Genomic DNA, 14821 nt, shown 5'->3' on the forward strand with positions numbered 1-14821 from the left:
GTTATCTCGTCGTTCGTCCCAGCGCTTTCGCGAGTGTGAGCAGAAAGCCCGCACCGGCCTTGACGTCCGGGTCGCGAAGCGCTTTCGCGACGCCGACCGGACCGACGGGCTCTGCCGGCTCGGACCCGGCCTCGCCGACGGCCTCGAGCAGGTCCCCGAGCGTCCGAGCCACGTCGTCGTCGGCCGCCGTGTCGGCCACTTCACCGAGGCGTGTCCCGGTCGCCGCGAGGTCCGTGACCATGTCGTCGTCCATCGCCGACGACGCGAGCGCGAGCAGGTCCGTCATCGCCAGCAGATCGTCGAGCGTCCCCGAGCGCTGGAGTCGGGCGAGCGTCTCGATCGCGTCGGCCAGCTCGTCGGCGTTCTCGCCGGTCGCCTCGCCGAGGGCTGGGACCTCGTCGGTCGCCAGCCCGTCGGCCGCGGCACCGAGGTTCGTCGCGGTGCCGGACAGTTCCTGGACCATGCGATCGTCCATCGCGGCCGTCGCGAGGTCCGCCGTATCGAGCAGTTCGTTGACGACTCCGAGGCGCTCGATGAACCGTGCGACCTCGTCCGGGTTTTCGGCGACGAGTTCCTCGAGCGTCGGGTCCCCGGCGTCGGCGGTCTCGGTCGTGGGTTCGGACATCTACAGTAACCCCCGTGCGGTGAGCCAGTAGGACTCGTTGTAGCCGAGCTTCGCCCAGTGGATCGGTTTCGACGGCTCGCGGACGTACGGTTCCTCGCCGTAGGTGAACTCGATGAACGTCGCCTCGTCCATGCCGGCCTCGAGGAAGCAGACCGTCTTCCCGTCGTAAGTCGCCGTCGGCGTCTCCCCGCGGGCGCGGCTGGCGATCCGATCGGCGACGGCGCCCGCCTCGTAGTGAGCGACGCTGCCGGCCTTGCTCGTGGGAACGTCCGCGACGTCGCCGATCGCGTAGACGTCCTCGGCCTCGGTCGCCTCGAGCGTGTGCCTGTCGACGTCGACCCAGCCGTCCTCGCCCAGCCCCGCGTCGATCACGAGGTCGCTGCCCCGGTGGGGCGGGATCGCCACGAGCAGGTCGTACTCGAGTTCGTCGCCTTCGACCGTCTGGATCAGTTCCGCGTCGGGGTCGACCTCGTCGACGTTGAAGAACGTCTCGACGGCGATGTCACGTTCCTCGAACAGGTCGGTCGCCCAGTCGGCGACCGACTCGAGGCCGTGGGCGCGGTTGATCGGGTACGTGTAGGTGATCTCGACGTCCTCGCGCCGGCCCCGCTCGCGGAGCCAGTCGTCGACCATCAGCGGGAACTCGACGGGCGCCGCCGGACACATGTGCGGGACGCCGACCACGCTCAGGACGAGGTGTCCCTCGGTGAAGTCGGCGAGTTCGTCCCGGAGCCGCTCGGCGCCGTCGGGGCCGTAGAAGTGATGGCCGCCCTCGGCGAGCCCGGGCACGGCCTCGGGCTCGAGGTTCGCACCGGTCGCCAGCACGAGCTGATCGTAGTGCAGTCGCGTCGTCCTGTCGGCCAGCGACAGGCGATTCCGGTCGGTATCGACGTCGACGACTTCGTCGATCGTCAGGGTGACGCGGCGGTCGACAAGTTCCTCGATCGGCCGTTTCGCGTCGTCGACCGTCTTCTTCCCGAAGGGCACGTACAGGAACGTCGGCTTGTAGACGTGGTTCGGATCGGCCGTGATCAGTCGGACCTCGACCTTGCCGGCCTCGATCTCGGACCGTAGCTCGTCCGCGAGTCGATTCGCGAGGACCGTTCCCCCCGTTCCGCCGCCGACGATAGCGACTCGGTGCATTTCAGTTGACCTCCAGGTAGATGCTCCAGTACTCGTCGCGCTCCTCGATCTCGAGTAACTCGTGGCCGGCCTCCTCGAGCCACTCCGGAACGTCCGTCGTGGAGTTCCGTGCAGTCGTCTGGAGTTCGACCACGGTGCCGGCGTCGAGTGTCTTCACCTTCCCGATGAGGGCCATCAGCGGGCCGGGACACGATGCGTCCTTCGAGTCGATCGTCACGTCCGGATCGTCTGTGTCAGTCATTGGTCTACGATTGCAGGTTGCGTCGTCGTCGTTCGAACTCGTCCGTCGAGAGTCCCCCGCGGGCGTAGCGCTCGCGGAGTTTCTCGAGCGCTCGGTCGGGTCCCTCGGCGCGATCGACGCGGTCTCCCGAGCGTCGACTGCCGGTCCAGACGACCGGCAGTGCGAGCAGCCCGAGTAGCAGGACCGGCCAGCGGAACAGCCAGCCACCGACCGCTCCCCAGCCGCCCATCGATCCACCGGCACTACCGCCGTGGGGCTGTGCGGACGCCGTCGCGGTCACGGCGACGAGGAGGACGGTGCCGAGGACCGTCGCTCGGCTCGCGTATCGTCCGATCGTCTCGTCTGGGTCGGTCATCGTTCGATCACACTCGGAGAAAGGTATTGTATGATATTGGCACTATTGAAAAGGCCACCTGTTCAGGAATTGGCAGTAGGTATATATGCCACGACTATCCTCGTCCGGTTTATCGATCCCCAGGCCGCTCCGTCCGGACCCTGTAGAGCGATAGAGGCGGCTACTATCACCAAAAAAGTCGATCTGCCGAAGAACTATCGGTCCCGTTCGAACTCATCGGCACGACCGTCGCGAACACCGAACGATCAGCCACGTCGTCCGCATCGAGACAGTCCGGCCGTTCCACCGGGATAATATTGCTCTTTGTGCACAAAATTATTATAATCGTGGAGGCCATACCGTCAGTCGATGAGCGAGTCCATCGACGACGAACGACAACGGATCCGCGAGCGGAAGAAACGAGAGCTACGGGAACGCCTCGAGAACGGCGAGAGCCTCGACGCGCCCGCCAAGGCGGGCGACGCGCCCGACGAGCCGATCGCGATCACGGGCCAGGGTCACCTCGACGAGGTCGTCGAGGAGTACGACGTCGTCCTCGTGGACTGTTATGCCGACTGGTGTGGTCCCTGTCAGATGCTGGAGCCGACGATCGAAGCGCTGGCCGCCGAGACCGACGCCGCGGTCGCGAAGGTCGACGTCGACGCACACCAGCGGATCGCCCAGCAACTGGGCGCCCGCGGCGTGCCGACGCTCGTCCTCTATGCCGACGGCCAGCCGGTCGAACGCATGGTCGGCGCTCAGGACCGCGGAACGCTCGAGGGGCTAATCGAGCAACACGCGTAGCGCCGCCTCTGCAGCGTCCACGGCAGTCGATAGTGACTGTTCGAAACACATCCCATCCTCCGTACACAACTCCGCGGGGTCGCCCACCGAATCCCGGCAGGCCCTTTCAGTCACTGGTGATCGAAATCCACGAGTCACGACTATAGTAGCTCTTGAAACGATTTACACACCGATCACAACGCTGTCCTGCGATCGGGTGTGCATTGACTTTCAAGAGCTACTATAGCCATCGGTGTAGACGGTCACAAAGCGAGGGAGGAGTCGACACTGATTCGGCCGGTTACGTGGGTTCGACTCCCTCTGAGTAATCCCCGCGGACGTAGCCGTGGGCGGCCGTCGGACGCAACTACACCTCGAGTTCGGTACCACAGTCCGGGCACTCCATCGCCGGTTCCCCGTCGACCATCGTGAACTCCATGTATTCGCTTTCACCACAGTCCCGACACGGCACTGCGACTCGGATGTCGGTCGACTCCTGTGGCGTGCCGAGGGCGAGCGCGCGGAGGGGTTCGTCCGAGTCGTTTCGTCCCTGCTGGTATTCCCCCGCATCGAACCGGATCATCTCTCCTTCGCCGACGGTGACGGTTTCGCTATCCGCCGCCAGCTCCGGTTTCGTCTCGAACGTGGCCTCCCCCTCGAGTACGACAAACGTCTCTTCTTGGTCGAGATGTGTATGAAGGCTGCCCGCGAACTCCTCGCCCGACTCGAGTGCGTAGTAGTTCATCGAGAAATTCGTGGCGTCGAGCGGATCCGATACGCTTCGTCGCTTCTGCTCTTCCGATTCCGGCGTCATGTCGTCGAGGTCTATTTTCTGCATACAACCATGGATAGCAATCTCGAGGCTGAAAAGTATACTGCGGCTCGGACGGGGTCTCCCGTTGTCCGGCCACTCGAGAACGCGCGGCGACCGCGACGCCGACCGGGGGTCGATCGAAACGGGTGGCAACTCGAGGGTGCCGGCCGCGTCCGTCCGCGGTCTCAGAGTTCCAGCAGGAACATCGAGCCGTAGCCGAGTCCGAACGCGAGTCCGAACGACCCGACCCACGCGGCGACGGTGAGTCCTAGCTTTCGGGGGCTGACACCGTCCCCACCGGTGACCGCGAGTCCGCTACCGACGATGGCGCTCACGATGATCTCGTTGAACGAGACCGGGACGCCCAACAGGACCGCGGTCTGTGCGATGAGAAACGAGGGGACGAGCGTCGAGATCGATCGGCGCGGCCCCAGCGACGCGTACTCCTGCGAAATCGACTTGATCATTCGGGGTGCGCTCGTCCAGGAGCCGACGAGGATGCCGAGTCCACCGCCGAGCAGCACCGCCAGCGGCGACACCGACGGCAGTTCCTCGAGTAGCGGGAACAACGGGCCGACCGCCAGTCCGACCTGACTCGCGCCCGCCGAGAACGCTACGAGCGAACCGAGCGCGAGCAGGAACCGACGCAGACCGCCGACCTGATCGCGACCGATGTCCCAGCGAACGGCGGCCGCAGCGATCGCTCCGAAGCCGAGCGAGATCGCGGTGGTAGTGGCGAGGCCGTCAGCGGGAACCAGCGTGGCCCCGGCGGTGGCGAGCGTCCCTCCGACCGACGAGAGAAACGAGAACTCGAGGTTCGCGACGACCGTGCCGACGATCCCGGCGAGGAGCGGGACGCTGGCGTCCTCCGGGACGTCGGGTCGCGGGAGGATACTGGCGAGGCCGTAGGCGATGCCGCCGCCGACGAACGGCGTGAGGACCCACACGGCACCGATTTCGACGTACTTCTCCCAGGCCGGATCGCCGCCGAGCGCGAGGCCGACGCCGATGACCGAGCCGGTCACGGTGAACGCGGTCGCGATCGGATAGCCCGTGTAGATGCCGATCGCCATCAGGCCGGCCCCGATCAGCAGGACGACGATGATGCCGCCGACCGGGAGCGCGATCCCCTCGACGAGGCCGCTCCCGACGGCTTCGGAGACGCTTGCGCCCTGAGTCACCGCGCCCGCGAACCCGAGGATGCCGACGAGAAACGCGGCCTTCATCGTCGAAATCGCGTTCGCGCCGACGGCCGGTGCAAAGGGCGTCGCGCCGCTCGAGCCGGCGCCGATCACCCAGGCCATAAAGAGGCTCGCGAGAGCGGCGGCTACGAACAGTAGTATCGTTCCTGGCTCCATTAGTGTGGAAACTGCCTTCCGTTTAGTTTGCGAAACACGAGATGTGAGCGGCGTTAGTCGGCACCTGCTGGGGCCGCGTCGGCCGCGGCGCGCTTGCTTCGCCAGACCCCCTGGAGGTATGCGCCGACGAACATGCCGGCGAGCGCCCAGAGGATGGAGACGTTGCCGACGCCGAGGCTGGCGTAGGCGGCACCGGGACAGATGCCCGAGAGGCCCCAACCGACGCCGAAGATCGCCCCGCCGATCAGGACGTTTCGGTCGAAGGGCTTCAGCCGGCGTTCGTACCGGTCGCCGGTCAACGGCGCGCTATCGCGGAGTCGGGGCATCAGGGCGAACGCGATCCCCGAGACGATCGCCGCGCCGAACATCACGAACAGCAGTCCGAAGTCCTCGAACTGCAGGAAGTTCAACACGACCTCCGGGCGCGCCATCTGACTGAACCCGAGGCCGAACCCGAAGATCAGGCCGCCGACGAGGATCAGCGGCATGAACAGGGGATGGCGATCACGGCTCATCGGCCGTCACCTCCCCGTCGGGTAGCCCGGATCTTTCCCGTCGTCGCCGCGCGGGGTGGCCGCGCTCGTTGCGTCGCACACATTACGGACTCACCCCCAGTGCCGAGACGGTCTGTGCGGTCACGATCGCGACCGTCAGGAACGTCGCCACGCCGACCAGCGAAGTCTTCGACGCCGAGCCGACGCCACAGACGCCGTGACCCGACGTACATCCCTTGCCGATCCGGGTGCCGATCCCGACGAACACGCCGCCGACGAGCAGCCGCCAGGGCTGGACGTCGGTCGACCAGAGCGTCACGCCGCCGACCTCGTACAGTTCGCCGGTCGTCCCGGGCTCGTAGAGCGAGGTCGTGATCACGCCCGACTGGACCGTCGCCGCGAACGCGAGCGCGCCCAGGATGATACCGAGCGTGAACACGACCCGCCAGTCTCGCGACGGGACGTACTGCTGGAACCGGGACTGCCCCGAGACGTACGACAGCGTCGACTCGAGGAACGTACTCGCCCCGGCCGGGATGCCGGTCCCGACGTAGATCACGACTGCGCCGAGACCGACGAGCAGTCCGCCGACGGCGTAGCGGCTGATCCCGTTGGGGAACAGCTCGGCGGTCAGTTGGAGCGCGATTGGATCAGCTACCATGTGGCGTTAGTCACCGGCGAGCGACTCCTGGCTCGCCGCGCAGTTGTTCGGGCCGAGTTCGAGTGCGAACGCCTCCTCGTCGTCGGCCTCTTGCTGCCCGAGGTTCGTCGCGATGATGGACTCGTAGTTGGCCGGTCGAGGCGGCATGTCCGAGAGGATCAGCTCGACGAACTCGTCCTCGTCCATCGTCAGGGCGTTCATCTCCTCGACGAGGTCGCCGATCGGCGCGGTGTAGGTGCCGTCGTCGGCGGGGACGGCGGAATCGCTGAAGTGAGCGCCGCCGATCAGGGTCTCGTCGGGCAGGGTGAGGACCCGCTCCTGGAGCGACTCGTAGAGGGTTCGGGCCGCGTCGGGAGCCCCGTCGTCGCCCTCCTCGAGGTCGGGGCGGGCGACGCTCTCGATGAACAGCCCGTCGCCGGTCGCGAGCAGGCTCGAATCGAGCAGGTAGGAGGTCATTCCGGTCGTGTGGCCGGGCGTCGCGATCGTCTCGATGGTGGCGTCGCCGACCTGGAACTCGTCGCCGTCCTCGGCCTGGGTCAGTTCGTCGGCGTAGGTGACCCCGCGGTCGACCGCCGCTGCGGGGATGACGCCCTCGACCCCGTCGTCGTCGAGGTTGCGGACGCCAGAGATGTGGTCGGCGTGGATGTGCGTATCGAGCGCGTACTGCAGGTCGACGCCCAACTCCTCGGCGTCCGCGAGGTAGCGATCGGTAAACGCACGCAGCGGATCGACGATAGCGGCCTCACCGCCGTCGACGAGCAGGTACCCGAGACAGCCCGAGGAGGGGCGCTGGTACTGGTAGAGCGTCCCCGAGCCGTCGTAGTCGGTGACCTCGACGCGCTCGTAGATGCGCGCCCAGCCGTTCATCCCGTCCTCGAGGTGGTTGACGTCGTACCCGCGGTCCGCGAGCGTGCCCGCGACGAACTCGCTGGCACCGCCCTTGGCACAGAGGACGGTCACCTCGCGGTCCTCGGGAATCCGTGCGAGGACGTCGTCGTCGATCTCGTCCTCGAGGAACTCGAAGTACGGGACGTTGATCGACTCGACGGTCTCGCCGTCGATGTGCCACTCGTCGTAGTCCGATTCCATACGCGCATCGAGGAGCGTGACGTCTTCGCCCGCGTCGATGCGGCTCTTCAGCGTGTCCGGCGTGATCGTTTCGACTTCTGCGTCAGGGGTCGGGAAATCTTCTGGGTTCATCGTCGTACATCACTCTGTATTGGCTGGCCGCATAAAAGGATTTGCATAGTAGTTCCTTGTTCGCACAATATAGCATCGGAGAGATGTGTCGAAACACCCTCAAGCAGCCACGAACATAATCTAGAGGTTGTATCGCGCCTGTATGCGGTATCAGTTGTTTGCGTATCCCACAATAATCGATATCCTTTTAACCTCGCAGCCAATATTGTGTAGTAGCTCCAATACAGATACGGAGTATCCAACTATGAGTGACGAATTCGACATCACGGAGACGCTCGACGTCAAAGGTGCATCGTGTCCCATGCCAGTCGTCAAGACCAAGTCCGCCATCGACGACCTCGACGAGGACGAAGTCCTCGAGGTCGTGGCGACGGACTCGGGCAGTATGAGCGACATCGACGGCTGGGCGACCGGGACCGATGGCGTCGAACTCCTCGAGCAGGTCGAGGACGGCGACGTCTACAAACACTACGTGCAGAAGACGGCGTAAGATGAGTACGGACACACCTTCGGCGACGGACGGCGAGCCGATGACCGAAGAGGAGTTGCGGACACAGGTCGCGGAACTCGAGGAGAAAGTCGCCGCGCTCGAGACGGAGGTTGGTGACGATCAGCAGAAGATGACCATCGTCGCCACGCAGGGCAGTTTCGACATGGCGTATCCGCCGCTGATCCTCGCGAGTACGGCGGCCGCCTTCGGCTGGGACGTCGTCGTCTTCCACACGTTCTGGGGGCTCGACATCCTCCACGAGGAGAAGTCGAAAGACCTCAAGCTGAGTGCCGTCGGCAACCCGAACATGCCGGTCCCGAACGCCGTCGCTGCGCTGCCCGGGATGGACACGATGGCCACGAAGATGATGCAAAAGAAGATCGACGAGAACGGGACCGCCACCATCGAGGAGTTGATCGACCTCTCGCTGGAGAGCGGCGTCGACCTGCAGGCCTGCCAGATGACCATCGAACTGATGGACTACGACGAGGACGCCTTCTACGACGGCGTCACTACGGGTGTGGGTGCGGCCACCGCGTTGCAACACATGGCCGAATCCGACATCCAGCTGCTCGTCTGATCGATGACCGACACCGAGTCCACGTTTTCGAAGCCGCGCCCGACGTCCTCGAAGAGGTCGTCGATCGACGCGTCGGATCGTGTTTAGCCGACCGGCGCGGGCCGGCTCGTCTCGAGGATCATCGGACGTGTGACGCTGCCGAACACCGCTTTTACCGACGGGTGAGCGCCTGCGAGGAGACGACGAGGCTGTTCGCGTACGGGACCGACGACGACGGCAACGACGTCGTTCGCCGGGTCCCCAAAGAGCGGGTCCACTACGTCGAACGGTCCGTCGGGGAGATCGAGGAAACCTTCGAGTCCGGGCTCGAGAAGGCCGCGGGGAAAGTCGAAGAGTTTCGGGACTGATGGCTCGCGCTGGCAGTGTCGTCCGCGCCTACCGGTACTCCGAGGCCGGTTCGTCCACGTGCGATTCCCGGATCGAGATCCTGACGTCGGAGCCGTCCTCGAGTTCGCCCGTCGACCGGTCGGCACCTCCGGGTTCGGACGAGTCGCGTTCGACGGTCCGCATCCGTTCGCGTTCGGACGCGTCGTACGCCGAACTCATCGCGATCAGGAACCCGACCATCGCGGTCACGAGCGCGACGACGCCGATGGCGACGGCACCGATCGAGGCCACGGTTCCGGAGAGGACTTCCCCGGAGACCAGCAGCGAGACGGCCGTCACGACCGCGATCAGGGTCAGGAGCCGGGCGAGTCGGCCGGTGTCGAGGCCCCGGTAGGTCTTTTCGCCGGTCGTGTCGGCTAACACCGACAGGATCCCCTCGTAGGAGTCGTCGGTCCGTGCGTTCCCCAGCGAGTGGATCGACTGTGCGACCCAGACGCCGGCGGTGAAGTTCAGGAACGCGACGAACGAGACGAGTCCGACCTGACCGCCGACGAACAGTCCCGACACGATCGCCCCCGCGAACGTCGTCGCCATGATGAGGTGGGTCACCAGCGACCGCGTTCCGAAGTCTTCTAACTGAGCCATGTATCCCATGTTCATACTAGACGTGGGTGCGCACCGGGGATAGCGTCGCCCCCTGACTATGTTAATTGTGGACAATTAACGCGAAATTCAACACTCGCTGATACGTCGTCCGTTCACCGGACGGCGACCGGGACGAGGTCGGCCGGTCGAGACCCCGACGGGCGCACCGATCGCAGTCCACTTACCGCCACCCCGCGAACGAACGGCCATGCAGATCAAAGACCGGGAGCAGGTCGAGGGCGGCCGCGAACGGGTCACGGTCGTCCCCGAGAGCGTCGACGACCTCTGGCACCTGCAGTACGTCTTGGAACCCGGCGACCGCGTCGCGGGCGATACGACCCGGCGGATCCAGCGCAACGACGACCAGATGCGCGATACCGGTGGCGAGCGCGAACACATGTGGGTCGCCATCGCCGTTGAGGACGTCGAATTCCACAAGTTCGCCAACCGGCTGCGAGTCGGCGGCGAGATCGTCGCCTGCTCGCGCGAGGACCAGCTGCACTTCCATCACACCCTCAACGTCGAACCGCGCGACGAACTCTCGATCGAAAAGCGGTTCAAACCCGATCAAGAGGCTCGCCTCGAGGAGGCCGAAGAGGCCACAGAGAACCCCGACGTGGCTATCGCGACCGTCGAGGAGGGACAGGCCCACGTCCACACGGTCGCCCAGTACGGCACGGAAGAGCGGGCGACGATCACCGGCACGACCGGCAAGGGCGAGTACGCCCGCGGCCGGTCGGAGCTGTTCGAAGAACTCGGTGACGTCCTCAAACGGCAGGACGTCGACGCGATCATCCTCGCCGGCCCCGGCTTCACGAAGCAAGACGCCTACAAGTACCTCGAGCAAAACGAGCCCGAGGTCGCCGAGACGGTCACGATGGTCGACACGGCCGCCGTCGGCGACCGGGGCGTCCACGAGGTCCTCAAACGGGGGGCGGTCGCGGACGTCCAGGAGGAGACTCGTATCGAGAGCGAGGCCGAGTACATCGACGAACTCACGCGGCGCATCGCGGACGGTGCCAAGGCGGCCTACGGCCCCGAACAGGTCGACAAAGCCGCCGAGTTCGGTGCGATCGAACACCTGCTCGTCCTCGACGACCGCTTGCAGAAAGAACGCGGTCCCGACGGCGAGTGGCCGATCAGCGTCGACGAGGTCATCCGGACGACCGAACAGAAAGGCGGCGAGGTAACGGTCTTCTCGAGCGAGTTCCCGCCCGGCCAGCAGCTGTCGAATCTGGGCGGGATCGCCGCGTTGCTCCGTTATCGGCTCGAGTGAGAGCGGTCGTCACTCGATCGCCATCTCGTCGCTGGCCTCGATCAACTGGATCAGGACCGAGGCGAACACCGAGCCCGAACTCCAGATGGCGGTTTCGCCGCTTTCCCCGCCGAGGACGCTCAACAGGATGCTGTCGTCGTCGGCGAGAACGATCCGCCCGGAGCGTTGATCGTCCGTCCGATGGGCCGGCGGCTGGGCGACCGCGATGTCGTCGTGGTCCGCGACCCGTTCGTGGACCCCGGGCGTCCTGCTGACGACGACGACCGTAACGCCGGCCGTTGCGCGGTCGACGAGTGTCCGTTCGATCGAGTCCGTGACCAGTTCCGGGAGCCGCGTCCCGAAGAGGACCCGGTCTTCGGCCGCCGAGATGAGATCGACGGCCCGATCGGTGACGCGGTCGTGACCACGGACCGTCCAGATGTCCTCCTGGGTTTCCTCGCACGAGGGTTCGTTCTTGACCGTTTCGACGTACTCGAAGGCGCGATCCTGCTCGCGTTCGAACTGCGTCCGGAGCGTCTCCCGGGCGGTGTCGACACCCACCGGCCGGTACCGGATCGGGTTCGACTGCTGGACCTCGAGCAGACCCCGCTCTTCCAAGCTCTCGGCGACGCTGTAGACCTGCGAGCGGGGGACGTCGGTGACGTCGGCGACGTCGCGGGCGGTTCCCGCGCCCAGTCGGTGCAAGGCGATGAAGACCTTGGCCTCGTAGCTGGTCAGCCCCAGCGTTTCGAAGGCGTCGACGGCCGCGTTCTCGTTGCTCACTCGTCGGTCCCTCCGTCGGCGTCGGTCGGTGCGCCGCCGTCACTGGCGGTCGGTGCGGGGCCGGTGGCTCCGGCCGTGTCGAACGAGACGTCCGGGCCGAAGTACCGCGTCCACAACACGAGCAGCGACGGGAGGACGACGACGCTCGCGAGGAACGCGTACGTGATCGTCAGCCCGGTGATGATCCCGAACTGCTGGAGCGCGGGGAGGATCGCGAACGCCAGCGTCCCGAACCCGCCGACGGTCGTCGCCGCGCTGCCGAGCAACGCGCCGCCGGTGCCGGTGACGGTCGTCCGCAGCGCCGCCCAGACGTTGCCCTGGCGCTCGAGTTCGAGCCGGTAGCGTTCGCTGATGTGGATGCTGTAGGCGACCCCGAGCCCGACGGTGAGGCTCGTGATCATCCCCGTGAGGACGTTGAACGGCATCCCGATGAGATACATCGTGCCGAGGATCCAGGCCACGGAGAACGCGACCGGGAGCAGGGTAATCGCCCCCAGCGACGCGCTGTTGCCGGCCAGCCAGTAGGCGGCGGTGAGGAACAGGAACACCGCCACGAGCGTGATCAGCAGGCTCTCGAGGACGGTATCGAGCAGGTCCTGTTCGACGATGTAGTTGACGATCGGATCGCCGGTCGCGATGGCGCTCAACTCGCCGTCGCCCCGGTCCTCGAGGTCGCCGGCGATGGTCCGCATCTCGTCGGTCGTCTCCGCGCTCGAGGCACCGCCCTGAACGCCGACGATCAGCCGTGCGGACTCGTACTCGCCATCGGCGGACGAGTCGTCCACCGTGGATCGGGATCCGTCGGATCCTTCACCGCCGTCGGTTCGGTGGATGACCTGACTCGCGGCGTCTTCGTCGATCTCGAACAGCTGGTCGTACAGCGCCGAGACGTTCTCGTCGGGGACGCCGTCGCCGTCCGTATCGGCCGCAGTGAACGACTCGTTGAACGACTCGTTCTGGCCGGCGACTTGTTCCATCGTCGAGAGCGGGCCCTGTACGTCGGCGTCGCCGGTCGCGAGCGTGTAGGCGACGCCGCCTTCCGCGGCGACCTCCTCCTGTGCCTGCGCGGTCGCGTTGAGGAACTCGTCGTCGGCGACGTCACCTTCGACGAGAATCTGTGCCTGACTGTTCTCGGGCTGGAAGTGTTCGTTGACGTACTCGAGGTTGTCCTTGGCGTGGTACTCGCCGGGAGCCATCCCGCCGGGGAGGTTCTGCGTCCACTCCGGCGGGCTGTCGGCGAGGAAGTCCTCCTGCTGGAAGCTGGTGTCGACCTGCGTCGCCCCGTAGGCGCCGCCGGCGGTGATCAACGCGACGACCAGCAGGACGGCAAGTGGGAACCGACGGGCGGCGGTCGAGCCGACCGTCAGCACCTCACTGAAACGGCCGCCGCCGGTCCCAAAGGCCCGCTTGCGGCGGTCGAAGCCGCGGGACTCGAGGAACTCGTCGATCTCGACCTTGGCGGCGGGGATCAACGCACCGAAGACGATCAACGCGGCGACGATACCGACGGAGCTGACGATCCCGAACTCGCGGATGGGGCCGATCGGACTGACGAGGTTCGAGAGGAACCCGATAACGGTCGTGGCCGTCACCCAGACGAGGGCGGCGCCGACGCCGGCCAGCGCGACCGTCATCGAGCCGCGGACGGTTCCCTCGGTGCCGTCGGTCTCCCGCTGTTCCCGGTGGCGCATGAAGACGTGGATCGCGTAGTCGATCGAGAGCCCGATCAGCAACACCGGGACCGCGACGAACATCTGGTTGAACGCGATGTCGGCCCAGCCCATGAAGCCGAACGTCCAGACGAGGACGGCGACGATGCCGGCGACCCCGAGGACGATGTCGAGCAGGTCGCGGTAGGCGACGAGCAAGGCGACGACGACGAAAAACAACGCGAGCGGGCCGACGATGGCGAGGCTGTCGCCCATCGAGCGGTCGATCTCGTCGGTGATGACGCCGGAACCGAAGACGAGATAGTCCTGCTCGTGTGTCTCCGCGATGTCGCGGATCTCGAGTTGGCCATCGAGGACCGCGTCGTCGATCGTGCCGCCTTCCATCCCGCCCGCGGTGTCGCCGGCGGTCGACTGCGTGATCGCCGTCATGCGGGTTTCGGCCTCCGTCGAGCCGGGTTCGTACGACGTCGGCATGAACCCGATCGCGAAGTTGTCGTCACCCTCGCCCGACAGCGTCTCCTCGAGGGTCCGCTCGTACTCCTCGTCGTCGAGGCCCTCGAGGGCCTCGATCTGTTCCTCGAGCGGCGGTTGCTCGCTGCTCTGGAGGGCGGCGTACTCGGCCTCGAGGACGCCGGCGGTTCCGTTCCGATACGCTTCCTGGCGCTCCGCGGAGAGTCGCTGGTACTCGGGGTCTTCCTCGGGCGTCTCCGTCTGGGAGCGGATCGCGGACTGCTGTGACTCGATCTCACGGACGTCCCGGACCGCAGCCTCGTACCGCGCGGTCTGGGTCTCTGTGAGGCCGACCGTCGCGTTCTCGACGGTCGCGTTGAGCTGGGCCTCGAGGTCGGCCGCCTGTCGCTGGTACTCGGGATCGGACTCGTTGTACGACTCGTTCAGCTGCTCGTACTGTCGCTGGATCCCGACTGTCGTGTTGAGCCCGTCGCTGAGCCGCGACCGCGTCTCGTTGAGTTCGGCCGCCTGTTCGTTTCGGATCACCGACGTCGCGATGACGTTCTCGACGCCGGTCATCGACTGGTTCTCGACCAGCGTCTCGTTGATCGACTCGTCCTCACGGATCTCCTGTTGGAGTTCCAGGGAGTCGATCAGCGACTCCTTCGCGAGAACGTTGTCGTCCTCGCTACCCCGAACGATCAACTGGACGGTCGTGGCGTTTTCCCGTTGCTCACTGGTGAAGTTCTCGTCGATGCGTTCGAGGGCCTTCGCCTCGTCGGACTCGCCTTCGAACTGATCGAGCGAGGAGTCGTCGTCGACCATCGGCATGCCCGCGCCGACGAGCGCCGTCGCGAGCAGGAGGACGACGAGGACGACGCGACTGTGTGTGGTGATCGCGTTGCTGAGTCGATCGGCCAGGCTCATTCGACCGACACCTCGTCTCGGTCCGCGGCTCCGGAGGATAC

Annotated in this window: 17 protein-coding genes; 5 read left to right on the forward strand and 12 right to left on the reverse strand. The window is 65.9% G+C overall.

All coding sequences use genetic code 11. The annotated features are described in order from the left end of the window. Nucleotide 1: 1 nt before the first annotated feature. The 4 genes from A6E15_RS06265 to A6E15_RS06280 are packed head-to-tail and all read right to left on the reverse strand — an operon-like array spanning nucleotide 2 to nucleotide 2364. Nucleotides 2–625 carry a DUF1641 domain-containing protein gene (locus A6E15_RS06265; RefSeq protein WP_076144798.1) on the reverse strand — a complete coding sequence of 208 codons (624 nt, stop codon included), beginning with the start codon at nucleotides 623–625 and terminating at the stop codon, nucleotides 2–4. Continuing rightward, nucleotides 626–1768 carry an NAD(P)/FAD-dependent oxidoreductase gene (locus tag A6E15_RS06270; RefSeq protein ID WP_076144800.1) on the reverse strand — a complete coding sequence of 381 codons (1143 nt, stop codon included), beginning with the start codon at nucleotides 1766–1768 and terminating at the stop codon, nucleotides 626–628. A gap of 1 nt (nucleotide 1769) precedes the next feature. Further along, entirely contained in the window at nucleotides 1770–2009 is a 240-nt protein-coding gene (locus tag A6E15_RS06275) for a sulfurtransferase TusA family protein (protein WP_076144802.1), read from the reverse strand. 4 nt (nucleotides 2010–2013) lie between these two features. Beyond that, on the reverse strand, nucleotides 2014–2364 hold the full coding sequence (locus A6E15_RS06280) for an SHOCT domain-containing protein (RefSeq protein ID WP_076144804.1): 351 nt from the start codon (nucleotides 2362–2364) through the stop codon (nucleotides 2014–2016). A gap of 348 nt (nucleotides 2365–2712) precedes the next feature. Between A6E15_RS06280 and A6E15_RS06285 the strand changes: the two genes are divergently transcribed. After that, nucleotides 2713–3147 (forward strand): thioredoxin family protein, encoded by a 435-nt coding sequence (locus A6E15_RS06285; protein WP_076144805.1) that lies wholly within the window; start codon nucleotides 2713–2715, stop codon nucleotides 3145–3147. A gap of 346 nt (nucleotides 3148–3493) precedes the next feature. Here the strand turns inward: A6E15_RS06285 and A6E15_RS06290 are convergent, their stop codons facing one another. The 5 genes from A6E15_RS06290 to A6E15_RS06310 form a co-directional block, all read right to left on the reverse strand. Then, complete coding sequence (locus A6E15_RS06290) at nucleotides 3494–3964, reverse strand: cupin domain-containing protein (RefSeq protein WP_076144807.1); 471 nt, start codon at nucleotides 3962–3964, stop codon at nucleotides 3494–3496. A gap of 161 nt (nucleotides 3965–4125) precedes the next feature. Beyond that, complete coding sequence (locus tag A6E15_RS06295) at nucleotides 4126–5298, reverse strand: inorganic phosphate transporter (RefSeq protein ID WP_076144808.1); 1173 nt, start codon at nucleotides 5296–5298, stop codon at nucleotides 4126–4128. A 53-nt stretch (nucleotides 5299–5351) separates the two neighbouring features. After that, entirely contained in the window at nucleotides 5352–5813 is a 462-nt protein-coding gene (locus tag A6E15_RS06300) for a YeeE/YedE family protein (RefSeq protein WP_076144810.1), read from the reverse strand. An 82-nt stretch (nucleotides 5814–5895) separates the two neighbouring features. Beyond that, nucleotides 5896–6453, reverse strand: a complete 558-nt coding sequence (locus A6E15_RS06305; protein WP_076144812.1) for a YeeE/YedE family protein — start codon at nucleotides 6451–6453, stop codon at nucleotides 5896–5898. Nucleotides 6454–6459: 6 nt separating this feature from the next. Further along, the gene (locus tag A6E15_RS06310) at nucleotides 6460–7653 is read right to left on the reverse strand and encodes an MBL fold metallo-hydrolase (RefSeq protein WP_076144813.1); all 1194 of its coding nucleotides are present in this window, start codon (nucleotides 7651–7653) and stop codon (nucleotides 6460–6462) included. Between the two features lie 244 nt (nucleotides 7654–7897). Between A6E15_RS06310 and A6E15_RS06315 the strand changes: the two genes are divergently transcribed. The 3 genes from A6E15_RS06315 (at nucleotide 7898) to A6E15_RS06325 (ending at nucleotide 9070) form a co-directional block, all read left to right on the forward strand. Then, complete coding sequence (locus A6E15_RS06315) at nucleotides 7898–8143, forward strand: sulfurtransferase TusA family protein (RefSeq protein ID WP_076144815.1); 246 nt, start codon at nucleotides 7898–7900, stop codon at nucleotides 8141–8143. A 1-nt stretch (nucleotide 8144) separates the two neighbouring features. Beyond that, nucleotides 8145–8723 carry a DsrE/DsrF/DrsH-like family protein gene (locus A6E15_RS06320; protein WP_076144816.1) on the forward strand — a complete coding sequence of 193 codons (579 nt, stop codon included), beginning with the start codon at nucleotides 8145–8147 and terminating at the stop codon, nucleotides 8721–8723. Between the two features lie 161 nt (nucleotides 8724–8884). Next, on the forward strand, nucleotides 8885–9070 hold the full coding sequence (locus A6E15_RS06325) for a hypothetical protein (protein ID WP_076144818.1): 186 nt from the start codon (nucleotides 8885–8887) through the stop codon (nucleotides 9068–9070). Between the two features lie 28 nt (nucleotides 9071–9098). Here A6E15_RS06325 and A6E15_RS06330 read toward each other — a convergent pair whose 3' ends face one another. Continuing rightward, nucleotides 9099–9710, reverse strand: a complete 612-nt coding sequence (locus tag A6E15_RS06330) for a hypothetical protein (RefSeq protein ID WP_076144820.1) — start codon at nucleotides 9708–9710, stop codon at nucleotides 9099–9101. Between the two features lie 193 nt (nucleotides 9711–9903). On the opposite strand from A6E15_RS06330, the gene A6E15_RS06335 reads away from it, so the two are divergent. Continuing rightward, a complete protein-coding gene (locus tag A6E15_RS06335; protein WP_076144821.1) occupies nucleotides 9904–10971 on the forward strand; it encodes an mRNA surveillance protein pelota in 1068 nt (355 codons plus the stop codon). 9 nt (nucleotides 10972–10980) lie between these two features. Here A6E15_RS06335 and A6E15_RS06340 read toward each other — a convergent pair whose 3' ends face one another. Together A6E15_RS06340 and A6E15_RS06345 are read right to left on the reverse strand one after the other, a co-directional pair. Then, nucleotides 10981–11733 carry a TrmB family transcriptional regulator gene (locus tag A6E15_RS06340; protein ID WP_076144823.1) on the reverse strand — a complete coding sequence of 251 codons (753 nt, stop codon included), beginning with the start codon at nucleotides 11731–11733 and terminating at the stop codon, nucleotides 10981–10983. Then, nucleotides 11730–14780 carry an MMPL family transporter gene (locus tag A6E15_RS06345; protein WP_076144825.1) on the reverse strand — a complete coding sequence of 1017 codons (3051 nt, stop codon included), beginning with the start codon at nucleotides 14778–14780 and terminating at the stop codon, nucleotides 11730–11732. The genes A6E15_RS06340 and A6E15_RS06345 overlap by 4 nt, the downstream gene beginning before the upstream one ends. Nucleotides 14781–14821: the final 41 nt, after the last annotated feature.

It is taken from the genome of Natrinema saccharevitans (genome assembly GCF_001953745.1).
GTDB lineage: Archaea > Halobacteriota > Halobacteria > Halobacteriales > Natrialbaceae > Natrinema > Natrinema saccharevitans.

Coding starts and splice junctions, on each gene's coding strand:
- A6E15_RS06265 (WP_076144798.1), bottom strand. CDS start 625: ATGTCCGAACCCACGACCGAGACCGCCGACGCCGGGGACCCGACGCTC.
- A6E15_RS06285 (WP_076144805.1), top strand. CDS start 2,713: ATGAGCGAGTCCATCGACGACGAACGACAACGGATCCGCGAGCGGAAG.
- A6E15_RS06310 (WP_076144813.1), bottom strand. CDS start 7,653: ATGAACCCAGAAGATTTCCCGACCCCTGACGCAGAAGTCGAAACGATC.
- A6E15_RS06315 (WP_076144815.1), top strand. CDS start 7,898: ATGAGTGACGAATTCGACATCACGGAGACGCTCGACGTCAAAGGTGCA.
- A6E15_RS06335 (WP_076144821.1), top strand. CDS start 9,904: ATGCAGATCAAAGACCGGGAGCAGGTCGAGGGCGGCCGCGAACGGGTC.
- A6E15_RS06275 (WP_076144802.1), bottom strand. CDS start 2,009: ATGACTGACACAGACGATCCGGACGTGACGATCGACTCGAAGGACGCA.
- A6E15_RS06305 (WP_076144812.1), bottom strand. CDS start 6,453: ATGGTAGCTGATCCAATCGCGCTCCAACTGACCGCCGAGCTGTTCCCC.
- A6E15_RS06290 (WP_076144807.1), bottom strand. CDS start 3,964: ATGCAGAAAATAGACCTCGACGACATGACGCCGGAATCGGAAGAGCAG.
- A6E15_RS06295 (WP_076144808.1), bottom strand. CDS start 5,298: ATGGAGCCAGGAACGATACTACTGTTCGTAGCCGCCGCTCTCGCGAGC.
- A6E15_RS06270 (WP_076144800.1), bottom strand. CDS start 1,768: ATGCACCGAGTCGCTATCGTCGGCGGCGGAACGGGGGGAACGGTCCTC.
- A6E15_RS06330 (WP_076144820.1), bottom strand. CDS start 9,710: ATGAACATGGGATACATGGCTCAGTTAGAAGACTTCGGAACGCGGTCG.
- A6E15_RS06320 (WP_076144816.1), top strand. CDS start 8,145: ATGAGTACGGACACACCTTCGGCGACGGACGGCGAGCCGATGACCGAA.
- A6E15_RS06280 (WP_076144804.1), bottom strand. CDS start 2,364: ATGACCGACCCAGACGAGACGATCGGACGATACGCGAGCCGAGCGACG.
- A6E15_RS06345 (WP_076144825.1), bottom strand. CDS start 14,780: ATGAGCCTGGCCGATCGACTCAGCAACGCGATCACCACACACAGTCGC.
- A6E15_RS06300 (WP_076144810.1), bottom strand. CDS start 5,813: ATGAGCCGTGATCGCCATCCCCTGTTCATGCCGCTGATCCTCGTCGGC.